The sequence below is a fragment of the Legionella pneumophila subsp. pneumophila str. Philadelphia 1 genome (genome assembly GCF_000008485.1).
Lineage (GTDB): Bacteria > Pseudomonadota > Gammaproteobacteria > Legionellales > Legionellaceae > Legionella > Legionella pneumophila.
Genome location: NC_002942.5, coordinates 1,462,387 through 1,477,748 on the forward strand (window position 1 = coordinate 1,462,387; position 15,362 = coordinate 1,477,748).

Here is a 15,362-nt window from a genome sequence, read left to right on the forward strand (position 1 = left end):
TATAAATGATAATGATTATCATTTGCAATAATGTATTGTGATTTATTTGCTTAAATAATAGAGAGATAGTTTTTTATTTTTGATTGAGTACCTGAATTTAAAAATTCAGTATGGTTTGTAATGCCAAATTATTCATTTTTGTATTACGGCCATTTACAAAATGATTGATACCCGAGGCTATGGCATTATTTCTATAACTATAGTCTCTGGAATACTGAAATTGAATACCAAGATAAGGAAAAGGGGTTGCGGACAATCCCAGTCCCAGTCTTTGTTTCGGTATTCCGAGTGCCAGAGCTTGAAAAGTGTAGTCATAAAAACCAATGATTTTAAAAGAAAATTTTTTAATATTAACATCATAACTATTTTGTATACTCAATGCCTTTGGTGAAGCTCCTCGATTATTATAACTCATGTCTTCTAATGCAAAGGGGGTGATTGCAGTAACATAGGTAAGATAAGTGCTTGTTTTTTTATATTTTAAATTAAAATAGGTTGCAAATCCTGGAACCCTTGTTTTTAATGATTGTGATAAAAGCCCGCCAAAACCTTTGTTGTATTGAAATAATTGACTTTCTGCCAGAGAGTATAAATAACTGACTCCTGCATCCATTGATTGATTATGTACTCCTGTATTCAGATTGTAATAAAGCGGAAGTGATGATGTACTTATGCGAGAATAGGGTTTAAAAAAAGAAGCGTTAGCATAATACAAGGAATCGTATCCAATAATAGCGGCCACTTCGTTGGTTTGTCCCAAGGCTTTTGTAAGTGGTTTATAAATTAAATCACTTTTATAATTTCCAAATGCGAGCCATTTTTTTCCAAATGCAAAGAAAATATTTGAAGACTCTATTTGGAGTTCGTCATAAAATTGCTCAAAATAAAATTGAGGAGCCACTGGGGTAGGCAAGGTGTTATAAATTAGCAAGCCTTTCATTTTGTTCCAATCAGTCACCTGTAATTCAGATCCCATTTTGATATTGGACAGCTGCTGATTCAGTAAATATTTTTCACTTTGTATTGCTGAGTTGGCGGCATTAAAAAACAGATGTCCATCGTAAGTCAATTTTTCATTTTTAAATAAAGAGTCTCCAGCGTCTGCGAAAGCTAACCCGGCAACATTCAACATTAATATTCCTAAAATAATTCTTGTCCTAATGTAATTTCTTATATACAGCATTTGGTTTTATTTTAAATAAAAATGATAATCATTATCATTTAAAATAAAGTAATATGGAACTTTTTTTAATAAAGATTTGCTGGGAATATTGCGTTATTCATATTGTTATTTGATTTTTAAATGTCTTGCCAAATAGTCTACATTCTTTGACTTGTTCAAGGTATGCTGAGTATGCTTTATGGATACTATTGTAAATCAGCGGCAAACAGATAATCGGTCATTTAAAATTCAAGTAACTAAAGTATAAATTAAAATACAATTTATTATTTCTTTATAGCTAAATGGTAGATCGTATCTAATCATGGCATGACTCATTATTCTAAAAATAAATTCAGTTGTTGTGTGCTATTGGTGAATTCAAATTATGGGAATTTGGGAAGATAAATTATGGTGATTTATGAAGTAAACCTAACGATTGATCCGGAGATATTTGTACAATTTCAAGCATGGCTCAAAAAACATGTTGCGGAAATAATTCAATTTCCGGGCTTTATGCAAGCCTGCATTCTAAAGCAGGAAAAAGAAACAAAATCAGCTAAGGAAAAATTGACTGTTCAATACCAGCTGGACAATGGAGATAGTTTGTCAAGGTACTTGTCTGAGCTGGCACCTCAGATGCGTGAGGATGGTATTCATTTGTTTCAAACTAAATTTTCTGCTGACAGACGCATCTTTGAAGTGCAGGAAATTATATCAAAGTAATTGTTGTTCATGTTTACTGGTATTAACGACTCGTTTCTTGCAACTATAAAGTACTAAGCGTTAATACCAGCTATATATTTTATCCGCGTCCCTCATTCACTCCTGCAGGAAGACCTGTGATGCCTCCTGGGCAGAACCTGATAGTATAGCTAGTAGAGTTAGGTTGTCCTGAAAGGTTATTAGTACAAGTAAATCCACTGGTTTTGTCGTCAAAAGGATAAATATAAGCAGAAGGGTAAGCTTGTTTCATCCATTGTATCATTGGCTGTACAAAAGAGTTCCATTGGGCATTGGTTTGTGGTTGCAAGGCACCAGGCTGAGTACAACTTTCGGTATTAGGATTTGCTCCAATCACTACATTGTTGGTTTGAACAGGATTCCACCAGTCTGCGCACCCACAACATTGGGCAATGTCTGTAGCGGAAGAAGAGGGATAAGCATTATAGCAGGTATTGTATCTTGGACCAGTAAATCCTGTAGGAACAGAGCAAAGCATCAAATTCGATAAGACAGCGCCGGAGGGATAAAAAGGCGTTGTAGAAGTAGGGAGGAGTTGATTGCATTTAAAATAACTTTGTACGGCAGCTGGGACATTACTTGAACCGCAGACTTGATCGGCTGACCAATATCCTAAAAAATTGCCACAAACCTGATTGAAATTACTGTCTAATCCGCATAATGTCATCAAAGGGCAACCTGGATTTGCAGAGGTGATGGAACAGCTTTGACCACCACCAGTTACCCAGTAAAATCCATTCCCCGGCACTTGATCAATGACTGGTACAGTGGCTGTATTCCAGTTACAAGCTCCAAATCCATTATCGGCCGTATCGTTACCGGGCACTCCGCAATTGTAATTATTCGGGGTAGCAATAATAGTAGTGAGTCCTTGTTTATAATAAATGGGTTGCATGGAAATCGGGATGTGAAAACCATTGATGACTTCCACATCATAACTGTCGGAGGTGGTTAAATTCATCGTGATTTCAGCCTGAGTGGCAGGTTGTGTGAAACCAATGCCTGGCGCGCAAGAGGTGGTACCGCCAGCATTACCACAAGCCGCTTGTTGACAGGTTGTACCATTGCACAAAGTGCTTGCCGAAATATTTCCACTCCATTGAATATTGGGGTCAGCATTGGTAACAGGGATAGTCACACTGTTAGTGTTAACGCCAGGAAGCGCTGCTAATAAATATATACCATTTATTGGGGTTGGATTGTTCCAAAAGCATTTGTTCGTACTGGTATTACAGCTTGTGCCATTTGGGCATGGTGTTGTTGGGCAATTGGGTGAACTACCTAATTGGCTTCCATTCAGCGAAAACCACACATCAAAATCGCACTCATTGATTAAAGTCACAGTTCTTTCTGTCGGTAATGCAGCAAGTACTGTCCCGGAAGTGATGGCAGTCGCTGGTGCTTGAGGATTTCCTCCAACAGAGTAGGGAACTGTTGCGGTCAGAGCATAAGTCCGTGGGGGATTATTTGCAGCAGGCGCTGTGAACGTAGCAGTCATTTGACAGGCCGCGTTGGTCAATGTTTGCGGGGTGCAGCTGGAGCTGGTGATGTTTATAGTCCCGTTACAATTATTAACACCTTCCAGGCAGGTTATTGTGCCATTATTTGTAATATCCACAGTTCCACTGGCGGTGAATAAAAACTGGACTGTATACTGGTTGCCAGCAATCATCAATGGAGGTAGATAGTTTGGCGGTACTAAAGTGCCTACAAGCGGAGCTGCTGGATTGACTACTTGCGTGAATGTTTGTGCCGTTACCGGGCTTCCCGATGGGCCTGTATAAGACAGACTGGCAATGACTTGTTGAATCGACGGATTCCCGGCAGTTACTGTGTACGTTCCATCGACTTCACAAACCCCTCCGTTGGGAGTCAATGTGTTATTGCACGTCGTAGTATAATTCGGTGTCCCTAATGATTGCGAGACATTAACTGATAAATTGGTAGCTGAAATAGCCCCGTTATTGGTAAACGTAAATTTGTAACTGGAAACTGAGCCTGTCGCTAATTGAGAGGGAAAACCATCCATGACAAAGCTAACGATCGGACTCAAGGACTGTCCTGTACTCAAGGTGCTTGTTTGAGGTAAAGGAACTCTATCCTTGCTATATCCTGCAATAGTCAACTGAAGTGTTTTAAGGCCGATTACAAGTGGGTTTAACGCCACAACGACTTCACAGGATTCTCCTGAATTTAATAACCGACCGGAACATTGATCATTAAAGTTGAATTCTGTGTTGGGGCTTGCCGATCGTTCTATAATCAAGGCCTTGGCCAATCGAAAAGGCAATTGATTGGTAAAGGTATAAGTCACAGTATAAGTCTGACCAACGCTGCTTTGAGCAGGAAATACTCCACTGACTCGCCAGCTGATAGGATCTTTTCCAGCATAACCCATCAAGGTGAATAACAGAAGGATTGTGGTGATTATGATGCGAGTTGAGTATTTCATGTTGGTCTTTTCACCCATTATTTTTATGAAGATTAAATCAGTTCTATTTGACAAGTTACCGTTGGGAAGCCACAAATAACTTATGGTTTCTCAATGTTTGGAATTTTAGCCTATGCCTCACTTTTGGTTATCCATGAAATAAATAGGTAAAGCCTAAAGTTCCAGCGTTGCTTGTCAAATTTTTCGAGGACAATGTCTCTCTATTCCAGCTATCAGTGCCATAACCTGACCGTACTTTGCCCAAATCAGAATACTCATACCCTAAAGATAATAACCATTGTGGTCTTATCTCCCAATCCAGACCAGCGCCCAGCTGGTAAGCAAACACAGTGGTCGTATGATTGGCAAAATTGGGGCTTATGCGCGGTGTGACATCAGGCAAGGCGCTTTCGTAATATTGGCTTGCTCGATTGGAGCTCACTCCAACTCCTCCTTGCACAAATGGCATTAAGTTTTTCCAACTGATGACATTGGCTTTTGCGGAAGCTAAGACCAAATCAGATTTTACTTTCCATTGATAATTGTAATTGGTGAATTCGGGCAAGCTGTACTGAATCACTTGTCCATTAATGTCCATATTAAAGAAATGGGAATAGTATACTCCAACAGAGATTGCGGGGAGAATTATATTTGTAAATCGATATCCCCCACCAATGCCTAATAGCAGGGAGGAATCGGAACTATTGGTATAAATATCCTGATCAAAAGGACTGGGAAAGCCACTGTCGTTATTTACTGTAAACTGATCATCTGGTGTTGTTTCTTGTGCTCCAACTTTAGCAGTTACATACCAGCTTCTTTTCCCATCAATTGTTTCTTTAGTCACAGAATGAGTTGGAAGAGGGCGAGAAGTTTCCTTAACAAGTATTTGTGATTTTGTCTGAGTAGTCGGTGTCTGCTTTGGTGATGAATTATGTTTTATTGGAGTAATATTGGAATTTTGTGAAAGTTTTATGCTGAGTTGATGCAGTTCTTGCGTATTGATAGGCCCCACACGAACCGAGAAAGCATTGCCTGAATGACTAATTATTACAGGGTATTGTGTTCTCGCTTGAATTTTTCTTGCCAATTGCTGAGCATTATTTTTTTGGCTAAAAGCGCCTAACTGAAGAAAATAAATTCTTTTCAGATTTTTCCCAGTAACTCGTGCAGCATTTTGTGTTCCATAAATGATCTGAGATGAAAATGCAACGCTAATACAATCTAAATTCAATGTAATAATAAACAGAAGTACCACATATCGTATTAAGTTAATCCTGAACAAAATAAAATCCATGTTATGAAATGTGATGAGCAACGATGCTACTATAATTTCTTTTCGTGATGCAAGATGATCTCAAATATTATTTCTGGGCAGGGCCTGATTTGATTGCAGTGGCTATTTTATTGCTTGAAGTGACAAATGAGAGACAAAAATCGGGAGTAGGGCTTGATTGCTCACTTCAAGTCTTCTCTATCAGGGGGCATATGATGGAAATGGTGGCTATGGGTGGACTCGAACCACCGACCTCAGCATTATGAGTGCCGCGCTCTAACCGGCTGAGCTACATAGCCACAAGAGGTCGTGATTTTGTCTTTTTCATGTGTTTATGTCAAGACTGTTTCCTGAGTTTTTTATAATTAATTTATATTAAATTGAATTTGCATTATTTTTTCAAAGCAGAATAGCGTATTTAAAAAGAAGTTTGTTGATATATTGAAAAGTGATATTCCCACACTCAAGAGATTGCTTTGGAGGATAGGCGGAATAGTTGATAGCCAGCATTATCAAAAGCAGGATAATTTATCAAAATTTAAGCCCATCTCTCAGAGATGGGCTTAAAGAAAGAAGATGCGTTATTTCATTATTTGGATAAAAAATTTAAATGATCAACAGGTAGAGTGCTCCTGCTCCTCTCAGCACCTGGACTAATAGCTGTTTCCCTTTCTCGTGTGCAACAGCTTGTAAAGATTTAATGTCTTTGACCGGTGTTTTATTAGCAGAAATGATAATATCTCCTGGCCTTAAGCCAGCTCGCCAGCCCGCACTGGTTTCCGAAGCACCTACTACCTGAACTCCAACAACATTACCATGAGGTGGTGACTCTTGTTCAAAATTACGCAAGGCTAATCCGTAGAGAAATGGATTATTGGATTGTAATTTTTGTTCATGTTTTTTGATGTCTGTGACTTCTACATCTAATGTAAGCGGCTTATTATCTCGCAAGATTTTAATTTTAGCAGTAGAGCCAGCTCGCAACAGACTAATCGTTGTTTTTACCTGTGTTGCCTGCGTTATTTTGGTGTCATTAATTTGTACAATGACATCGCCTGATTTTAGGCCAGCCAATTGAGCAGGTGAATTTTGATTGACCTGTGATACTAAAGCCCCTTGAAAATCTTCGGCATATCCCATTGATTGGGCAAGTTCTGGTGTTAAATGTTGAACAAATATACCCATTAAACCACGATGAATAGAGCCAAATTTAATGATTTGTTGCGCTACATCTTTTGCCATATTAATTGGGATCGCAAAGCCGATACCTACATTTCCTCCATAGGGTGAAATAATGGCTGTATTAATGCCAATTAATTCGCCTTTTGCATTGACCAAAGCCCCTCCTGAATTACCAGGATTGATAGCTGCGTCAGTTTGAATAAAGTTTTCAACACCTTCAATATTTAAATCGCTGCGTTTTAAGGCACTCACTATTCCAAACGTAGCAGATTGACTATTTCCAAAGCTGTTTAATCCAAAGGGGTTTCCAATAGCAACAACATAATCTCCGACTTCCAGCTTATCGGAATCACCAATTACCAGGGATTTCAAATTTTTAGCATCAATTTTTAAAACAGCCAAGTCCGTTTCGCTATCACCTCCAATCAGGCGAGCTTTTAATCTCCTGCCATCTTGAAGAGTTACAGTAATTAAATTGGCGTTACGAATAACATGGTCATTCGTTATAATAATGCCATTTTTAGGGTCAATGATAACTCCAGACCCTATACTTTCAAATTTTCTGCCTTTTTCAGGTATTCTGGAAGGCTGTTTACTGTTTTCCCCGTCATCATCGTCTGCATTTCCGGATGCCATATTATTAGGCAAGTACCCTTGAACAGCCACGTTAACAATAGCCGGCATAGCATTTTTCAGAACAGGAGCCAAGCTGGGCATGTTTGTAAGATCTTGTGCTGCATCGGCTACCGGGATGAAAAATACAAGCAGACTTGCTATGAATAATTTTATACGTGTAATCATATTATTAATCCTGATTTTACTCATTAATCCAGATGAAAGTACCTATTCTACCTGTTTGTGATTCTCTGCGATAGGAATAGAATTCATTTTTTAACTCAAAAGTACACAAATTTGACTGAAATACTGATTTTACCCCTTCCAAATTAAGTACTATTTCTGCAATTTGAGGTAAATCAGCTAACCATTTGCTATGAACAGGCTCAAACGCATTCCTGGTTAAGGAGTATTTATTGGTAAAAGACAAGTAAACTTCTTCACCCACTTCATAACATTTATTACAGATAGCAGGGCCTATCCAGGCAATTATATCTGTCCTATTGCTATTTAGCTTCTTTAGTGTATTTTCAATAATACCATTATACAGCCCTTTCCATCCAGCATGAATGGCGGCAATTTCAGTTCCCTGTCGATTGCATAGCAATATGGGTAGGCAATCTGCTGTCATAATGACTAAAGGGAGTTTAGGTAAACGAGTAATTGCAGCATCAGCATCTCTGGTTTTTTCAGTTTCTACCGTGATGCATTTTGTGCTATGTGTTTGTTCCAGCCAGATTGGTTCTGCAGGCAGATCAATAAGTTCAATGAGCTGTTGTCTGTTTTTGAATACATGCTGTTGGTTATCACCAACATGCAACCCAAGGTTGTTGCTCGCATAGGGTCCGTCACTGAAACCATACAAACGGGTAGTACTCAAAGCGGTAATATTTTTAGGAGCCGGCCAATTGGCAAATCTATTTTTCATCGTGTTGATCCAGAGTGTTTAACAAGAGTTCGAAATCATCGGGTAATAATGCATTCAGTGTTATTTCTGTATTTTTTACAGGATGACAAAATGAAATGGAACAGGCATGGAGTGCTTGTCTTTTAAATTGTTTTAAAACTGAGAGTATTGCCTCATCAGCATTAGGAGGAAACTTCATTCTTCCTCCATACAGTTGATCTCCTACAACTGGGTGGTTAATATAGTTCATATGCACTCTTATCTGATGAGTGCGTCCTGTCATTAAGCTAACATTCAGTAAGGTAAAGTCTTTATAATGCTTATTGATATTATAATGGGTAACAGCTTGACGCCCGAAGTCAGTTACAGCCATCTTTAGTCTATTTTTGGGATGCCTGCCAAAACCCGTATCTATTGTTCCACCAGAAATGACATAACCATGAACTAATGTCAGATAGTGGCGCTTAATTTCGCGATTTTGCATTTGCCTGATGAGAGAAGTATGGCTAATCAGGTTTTTAGCCACTATCAGCAGACCAGTGGTATCTTTATCCAATCTGTGAATAATTCCAGCACGAGGAAGTAGTTGCAACTCGGGACAATGATGAAGCAGCGCATTAACGAGTGTATGTTCCTTATTTCCCGCACCCGGATGTACAACAAGACCGGCTGGCTTGTTAACAACAATTACTTCACTGTCTTCATAGATTATCTGAATTGGAATGTTCTCAGGTTTACAATAGTTAAAATCTGTATTAACTATTGTATGGTCAACATTAATCGTAATTAAATCACCGCCCAGCGCTTTATCTTTGGGTTTGCAAGGCAGATTATTAAGGGTAACAGCACCTGTTTTAATCCAGTTACAGATAAGAGAGCGTGAATACTCAGGGAGCAGCCTGGCAAGCACGCTGTCTACTCGTTGGTTATGTAATTCGCGAGGTACTGATAATTGTTGCTGGATATGCTCAATCATTAGGCTGGCTGCATCTCCTTTTCAAGCAGCCTTCCTCGCAATGAATTAGGTAGTGCGTCACTAATTTGGACATCTATAAATTGTCCAATTAAATGAGGTGGTCCATCAAAATTAACTACACGGTTACATTCAGTACGACCAGATAATTGCTGTGAACTTTTCTTGGAAAATCCGGTAACCAGAATTTTTTGCTTGCTGCCTATCATTGATTCACTGTAACGAGCTGCATTCATTAATAATCTGTTTTGTAAAATCTGTAAACGTTGCTTTTTGATCTCCATAGGCGTGTCATCAGGTAAATTTGCTGCAGGAGTTCCTGGTCTTGGGCTGTATATAAAGCTGAAAGAGGTATCAAAACCGATTTCATGCACAAGATCCATAGTGTCCTGGAAATCTTTGTCTGTCTCTCCGGGAAAGCCTACAATAATGTCAGTAGATAAGCGAATGTCTGGTCGAATTTTCCTTAATTTACGAATTTTGGATTTAAATTCCAAAGCAGTGTACCCTCGTTTCATTAACGATAAAATGCGATCGGATCCGCTTTGTACCGGAAGGTGTAAATGATTGGCAAGCTCTGGAACCTCAGCGTAGGCATTAATCAAATTTTCAGAAAATGCCAAGGGATGTGATGTTGTGAAACGTATTCTTCCTATTCCATCGATAGCGGCAATATAATGAATTAACAGGGCAAGATCGGCTATATCCCCATTGTCCATAATACCTCTGTAATCGTTCACATTTTGGCCTAGTAAATTAATCTCTCTGACGCCTTGACTGGCTAATTGATAACACTCAGCCAATACATCATCAAATGGTCTGCTGATTTCTTCGCCACGGGTGTAGGGCACCACACAGAAGCTGCAATATTTACTACAGCCTTCCATTATAGATACAAAAGCTGTAGGGCCTTCTGCTCTTGGTGCGGGTAAATGATCAAATTTCTCTATTTCTGGAAAGCTGATATCAACAACAGATTTATTTTTCTCAAGCCTTTCATTGAGCAGGGCAGGGAGCCTGTGTAATGTCTGTGGCCCAAATACGATATCAACAAACGGTGCTCTTTTTATGATGTCTGAGCCTTCCTGGCTCGCTACGCATCCTCCCACTCCAATGAGCACATGAGGGTTTTTGGCTTTATATTCTCGCCATTGACCCAGTTGAGAAAAAACTTTTTCCTGTGCTTTTTCTCGAATTGAGCATGTGTTTAATAAAATAACATCGGCATCCTCGACTTGATCAGTTTTGACCAAACCATGGGAAGCGTAAAGTACTTCTGCCATTTTAGAAGAATCGTATTCATTCATTTGGCAGCCATTTGTTTTAATATATAATTTTTTAACCATTTTGATTCTACAAATTGAAATTGCGGTATTATTTCATTAATTAACACTTTGGCAATAGGTTTCTTTGATTTTCGGTAATATTAGTAACGCAACTAACATGCCTATTGGAAGGATTGACAAAGCAGTGTAGTAAGCTTCCAATGGATAAACTCTCACAGTCCCCATCATTTGACCTTGCCACATTTTATCCAGAATATAACCAATTAAAGGTTGTGCTAACGCTATTCCAACCATATTCATCATATTCATGAAACTAAGCCCTGTTGCCACATATTTTTTATTACATAATTCTTTGGCTACTGAGAAAGCTGGCAAAAAGCCTGCGGAAAAGATACCAAATGCAAACAGCAGGATTTCCATAGTAATTGAAGAAGTGATGGGAGCAAAAATAAAGAGCAAAGAACAAATCATTGCCCCTACACATCCAATATACATAGGCGGCTTACGTAATCCAATACGGTTTGAAAACAGACCCCATAAAGGACTGGCTATTGCCCAACCCACAAAGACCAATGAGATAAAATTAGCTGCTGTAGATTTTGCTATTAGCATTTTATTCATCAGAAAAGGAACCCCCCAAAGCCCGCAAAACACGGGTGTTGCCATGTACATTAACCCGCCATAGGTAGCTACTAGCCAAAGTTGCTTATTTTTTATCAATGTGAATAAACTTGGGATTAAACGTTCTTCCTCGACAGGATGTTGATGGATAGCAGGAGAAAAATTCTTGGGAGTATCTCTGGCAATCAAGATGAGCAAAGTTGCCAAAAGAAGTCCAACACTACCCATTATAATCATGCTTTCCCGCCAGCCAAAATTATCAATTAGAAGAGCCAAAGGCGTTTCTCCACCTATTGCACCCATCATGCCTATGGTAACCATCAAGCCAGTCAATAATGCGAATTTTTGTGCTGGAAACCAGTTGGCTGCCAATTTCATGGTGCCAACAGCAGCAAATGCGGAACCAAATCCAATCATCAGCCTTGCGATACAGGCCATGAAGAAATTATCTGTCATGCCAAAGGCTATAGTGCTCACGGCACAAACCACTGTGGCAAGAGTTAATAAACGTTGTGGGCCAAAATAATCCATTAGAACACCACCAGGAAGCTGCATGGCGGCATAAGAATAGAAATAAATGCCCGATAGAATCCCTAAAGTATGACTTGTTACCGAGAAATCTCTCATGAGTTCATTACTCATTACGCTTGGGGATACTTGCAATAAGCATTCATAAAAATAGAATAAGCAACCCAAGCCCCACACCATCCAGGGCATAATTAAGCTGACACTTGCTTTATTGAGCGATTCGGATTGTACATTGTAATGAGCCATTATTTAAAAATTCTCCAAATTTATCCAATCATTAGATTCTATGAAAGTTATTAGTCAAAAAAGAGGATATAGATGGTATTTCCATATATTCTAATCTTTGATTAAAAATGTACTTATTTTATTCACACAGCGAATTTATACGTTAACACACCTCATAGTAAAATTCACTAAATAAAATATTATCAGGTTGACCACTATTTGTCTATTGGGAGTGAGTTTTTGATTGTGTTTTCAATATATTATTGTAGATTATCGGGATTCTCTTGAGCATCTGGCGCATCAAGGATTACACGTGTTCCTCTCATTCCTCCCCCTGGGAGGTCGATAAATTCCTCATTTAACCAACGCGCATCTTCAATAAACATGCGAACACAGCCGTGGCTGGCCCTATATCCTGGAACTTCATAACTTCCATGCAAAGCATAACCTCTAAAAAAGTGCATGCAATAAGGCATCAGTGCACCACCATGTTCGCCATTTGCCCTTCTTGGGAAAACAGTTGAAACACAATCAATATCTTGCTTGCGGATAATGCGAAATGAACCTGTTGGTGTAGAACAACCACCTATTACTTTACATTTTCCAACACCTGATGATATTGGTCCCCACCAAAGCAATTCCCCGTCTTCATCATAAGCTCCCCATGCCAATTTTTTTTGACTGACATAAATTGTTTTTTCACCACTTGGTTCAATATATCTTGGAAAAGGCGAGACGTCATAGATGGTTAAACGCTCTATATTTTTGGGAACAGCAATAATCATCCCGGGTTTGAGCCTGATATTCATTCGGTTAATGCGTCTGACAATATCTTGCTCTTCGATGTTAGGGAAAAGCCTATCCCAAGTGTCCCCGCTTTTTATTTTCATGCAAAAATATTCTGGCAAGTTGCAGAGAGTTTCTCCATATCGCATTTGCGCCTGTGCCGATTGCATGCCAAGTAAGAGACAAATTACAAATGCCAGTGATGATTTAAATGTATTCATAATGAAATTAATTTATTCATCCTAACTGTTTTGGCGGCAAATAATGGAAAAACTTTATATTCCAATTCGATAAATCTATACAAATTTGCCAAAATTATAATCCTATTCTTGATTACCAAAATGTACAAAAATTTCGATAACTACAAGACTTCCAGACAATTCCTCATATCTTATTGATATTTAGAAGCCTTAAACTATTTGCATTGGGAAAATAAAAATAGATGGACTGGGTTTAATAATTGCCAAATCAAGAAAACTCTTATTTTGGTTGCTATAAAGCTGTAAAAAGCAAATGCTGAATCATGGGAGCTCATTGCAAATATTAAAGTTCATTACCAGCATTAGAGTTAATCGCTTGCCAGGCTTGATGCACTTCAGCTAATAACATATTGGACTGAGCTAATAAATCTTCATCATTTTTTAAATTGGCTTTAAGTAGTATTTGTTGAACATAATCATATAACTGGAGTAAATTTTCGGCAATTTCGCCACCTTTATCATGATTGAGACTCATTTTTAAACCTTCAATGATGCTAATGGCTTTGCCAATATGTTCTCCTTTTTCTTTAATTTGGTTACGCTGTATATTACCCTGAGCAGTAGCAATGTGAGATCGGGCTCCTTGAAGTAATAAATCTATAAGTTCATGAGGGGAGGCTGTTTCTATGCGGGTTTGTAGCTCTATGGCTTTGTATTGGCTGGAAATTTGTGAATATAGGTTTTTCATTCTCATTACCTCCTATTATTTCAATTTTAATTGGGGTAAATTGGCTAATTGCTGGGATAGAAAAACACTAGTGCTTTGTAATTGGCTGAGTAGAGTGTCCAGAGCAGTGAATTGTTTTAAATAGCGAGTTTCAATTGATTTGCGCCTGATATCAATTTCGTTTTGTATTTTATTCAATTGCTTGACTTGATTATTGAGTTGATCTTTTCTCTGCTCCAAATCGCCTTTAATTTCAATGTAAGCATCCAGCAAGGAACTTAATTGGACTGCAATACCGTCTGTAACAGTTATTTGTCCACGGGAGCCGGCAGACCCCGAAAATACATTAATCGACAGACCACTCAAATCAGCACTTCCTGTCAATGTAATGCCATCGGATGATATAGCAGATAAGCCTCCTATTGTTCCAGACATGCTGACTCCAGGAGTAAATTCAGTCAACACCACATCATAGGTACCTGATTTGACAGTTGAATTAATGGATTTGACGTTTATGCCAGTATCATTAGCCTTGGCTGTTTTTGCAAACAATGCTCCTATTTCTTTATAGTGATTATCGAGTGCAGTTTTAAACTTGTCTTGTTTGATTTCCAGTAAACCTTGTTTATTGGTGATGATTCCCAAATCGGCTAATGAGCGGATTGGTCCTTCCTGGTTAGCCAAAGGGGTAGTTGCCCACTTGTTTAAATTGAGTTTTAAATTGCGAAATTGAGGGTCGCCCTGAAATACTCCTCCTTGTTTGGTTTCATTATTATAACCAGTTAAGTTGGTTAAAAAAGTCATGGTGTCATTGTATTGTTTTATGAACTCGTTGATTAAGCCTGTGAGCTGATCTTTATTATCATCAACAGTTAAGGTGACAATTTTCCCAATCTCTGCTTTCTTTAGATCAATGGTGACACCAGTTATTGCCTCATTCAATTGATTAGAACTTTGAACCAAAGTTAATCCGTTAATTTTAACAGTACTGTTTTGTGCTGCTACTGTTTCAGTTAATGAATTCACTCCCATAGTAGGATCATAATTCAATGAGGCAACTCCACCACTAATTTTCATGGCATAATTTTCGCCGGTTTTTGACGAAGTGATAGTTAGCCTGGAGCCCTGGCTATCTTGAACTATGCTGGCTGTTATTCCTGAATTAGTATTATTAATGGCATCTCGTACCGCAACAAGGCTATCGTTGCCAGGCGTAATGGTTATGTTGACTGACGTAGCGGAAGGATTCGGTGTAAAAGTGGTTTTATCACTGTTATAGGTTCCAAAATCTATGGTTATTGTTCCGCTTCCAGTATTAGTCATGTAAGAGCTTGCCAGACTGTGTTGTTGCGCCAGTTTTTGTATTTCAATTTGATAAGTATTTTTAGTCGCGCCAGTCCCCAGAGTAGCGGAAAAGTAATTCGGATCACTAATGGTTGATTTCATAGTGTAGAATTGGCTAAGACTGGAGAGCTTGGCTAAGGAAGTTTGCAAGTTAGTTAAATAGCTTTTTAATTGACCAAGCGCCGACAACTCTGTATTGACACTGTTTAACTGTTTATCATGACGCACTTGCGATGGAGTTATTTCTGCCGTGACTATCGCATCGACCAAGTTTTTTACATCAAGTCCTGACCCTACGCCTGGTGAAGAGAGTTCCATAGAGTATCCCTTTTCTATGTTGTTATTGTTCTAGTCAAAT

General features: G+C 38.6%; 12 protein-coding genes and 1 tRNA gene. 1 reads left to right on the forward strand and 12 read right to left on the reverse strand.

What is annotated here, in order from left to right; genetic code table 11:
• Positions 1-97: 97 nt before the first annotated feature.
• Positions 98-1,183: a siderophore legiobactin import outer membrane protein LbtU gene (gene lbtU, locus LPG_RS06640; RefSeq protein WP_010947057.1), complete on the reverse strand. Its 1,086-nt coding sequence runs from the start codon at positions 1,181-1,183 to the stop codon at positions 98-100.
• A 387-nt stretch (positions 1,184-1,570) separates the two neighbouring features.
• Between lbtU and LPG_RS06645 the strand changes: the two genes are divergently transcribed.
• A complete protein-coding gene (locus tag LPG_RS06645) occupies positions 1,571-1,885 on the forward strand; it encodes a DUF4286 family protein (protein WP_010947058.1) in 315 nt (104 codons plus the stop codon).
• A gap of 79 nt (positions 1,886-1,964) precedes the next feature.
• Here LPG_RS06645 and legT read toward each other — a convergent pair whose 3' ends face one another.
• From legT to fliD, 11 genes are all read right to left on the reverse strand, one after another.
• Positions 1,965-4,430, reverse strand: a complete 2,466-nt coding sequence (gene legT, locus LPG_RS06650; RefSeq protein WP_010947059.1) for a Dot/Icm T4SS effector LegT — start codon at positions 4,428-4,430, stop codon at positions 1,965-1,967.
• Positions 4,431-4,482: 52 nt separating this feature from the next.
• Entirely contained in the window at positions 4,483-5,631 is a 1,149-nt protein-coding gene (locus LPG_RS06655) for an SPOR domain-containing protein (RefSeq protein WP_015444548.1), read from the reverse strand.
• A 201-nt stretch (positions 5,632-5,832) separates the two neighbouring features.
• Positions 5,833-5,909: transfer RNA gene (locus tag LPG_RS06665), tRNA-Met, on the reverse strand.
• A gap of 307 nt (positions 5,910-6,216) precedes the next feature.
• A complete protein-coding gene (locus tag LPG_RS06670) occupies positions 6,217-7,593 on the reverse strand; it encodes a Do family serine endopeptidase (RefSeq protein WP_015444546.1) in 1,377 nt (458 codons plus the stop codon).
• Positions 7,594-7,609: 16 nt separating this feature from the next.
• Positions 7,610-8,335, reverse strand: coding sequence for a peptidoglycan editing factor PgeF (gene pgeF, locus LPG_RS06675; RefSeq protein WP_010947062.1), 726 nt, complete (start codon positions 8,333-8,335; stop codon positions 7,610-7,612).
• Complete coding sequence (gene rluD / locus LPG_RS06680) at positions 8,325-9,290, reverse strand: 23S rRNA pseudouridine(1911/1915/1917) synthase RluD (protein ID WP_010947063.1); 966 nt, start codon at positions 9,288-9,290, stop codon at positions 8,325-8,327. The genes pgeF and rluD overlap by 11 nt, the downstream gene beginning before the upstream one ends.
• Entirely contained in the window at positions 9,290-10,633 is a 1,344-nt protein-coding gene (gene miaB, locus LPG_RS06685) for a tRNA (N6-isopentenyl adenosine(37)-C2)-methylthiotransferase MiaB (RefSeq protein WP_010947064.1), read from the reverse strand. Before miaB ends, rluD begins: the two co-directional genes overlap by 1 nt.
• Positions 10,634-10,669: 36 nt before the next feature.
• Complete coding sequence (locus LPG_RS06690) at positions 10,670-11,968, reverse strand: MFS transporter (RefSeq protein ID WP_010947065.1); 1,299 nt, start codon at positions 11,966-11,968, stop codon at positions 10,670-10,672.
• A gap of 239 nt (positions 11,969-12,207) precedes the next feature.
• Entirely contained in the window at positions 12,208-12,954 is a 747-nt protein-coding gene (locus LPG_RS06695) for a L,D-transpeptidase (protein ID WP_010947066.1), read from the reverse strand.
• A gap of 322 nt (positions 12,955-13,276) precedes the next feature.
• Positions 13,277-13,687, reverse strand: a complete 411-nt coding sequence (fliS, locus tag LPG_RS06700; protein ID WP_010947067.1) for a flagellar export chaperone FliS — start codon at positions 13,685-13,687, stop codon at positions 13,277-13,279.
• A gap of 9 nt (positions 13,688-13,696) precedes the next feature.
• Positions 13,697-15,322, reverse strand: a complete 1,626-nt coding sequence (fliD, locus tag LPG_RS06705; protein WP_010947068.1) for a flagellar filament capping protein FliD — start codon at positions 15,320-15,322, stop codon at positions 13,697-13,699.
• Between the last annotated feature and the right edge of the window lie 40 nt (positions 15,323-15,362).

Bases quoted from the DNA above. Each gene is read 5' to 3' on its own strand.
- rluD (WP_010947063.1), bottom strand. From the start codon at position 9,290: ATGATTGAGCATATCCAGCAACAATTATCAGTACCTCGCGAATTACAT.
- LPG_RS06690 (WP_010947065.1), bottom strand. From the start codon at position 11,968: ATGGCTCATTACAATGTACAATCCGAATCGCTCAATAAAGCAAGTGTC.
- miaB (WP_010947064.1), bottom strand. From the start codon at position 10,633: ATGGTTAAAAAATTATATATTAAAACAAATGGCTGCCAAATGAATGAA.
- fliS (WP_010947067.1), bottom strand. From the start codon at position 13,687: ATGAGAATGAAAAACCTATATTCACAAATTTCCAGCCAATACAAAGCC.
- LPG_RS06645 (WP_010947058.1), top strand. From the start codon at position 1,571: ATGGTGATTTATGAAGTAAACCTAACGATTGATCCGGAGATATTTGTA.
- fliD (WP_010947068.1), bottom strand. From the start codon at position 15,322: ATGGAACTCTCTTCACCAGGCGTAGGGTCAGGACTTGATGTAAAAAAC.
- pgeF (WP_010947062.1), bottom strand. From the start codon at position 8,335: ATGAAAAATAGATTTGCCAATTGGCCGGCTCCTAAAAATATTACCGCT.
- LPG_RS06695 (WP_010947066.1), bottom strand. From the start codon at position 12,954: ATGAATACATTTAAATCATCACTGGCATTTGTAATTTGTCTCTTACTT.
- LPG_RS06670 (WP_015444546.1), bottom strand. From the start codon at position 7,593: ATGATTACACGTATAAAATTATTCATAGCAAGTCTGCTTGTATTTTTC.
- LPG_RS06655 (WP_015444548.1), bottom strand. From the start codon at position 5,631: ATGGATTTTATTTTGTTCAGGATTAACTTAATACGATATGTGGTACTT.
- lbtU (WP_010947057.1), bottom strand. From the start codon at position 1,183: ATGCTGTATATAAGAAATTACATTAGGACAAGAATTATTTTAGGAATA.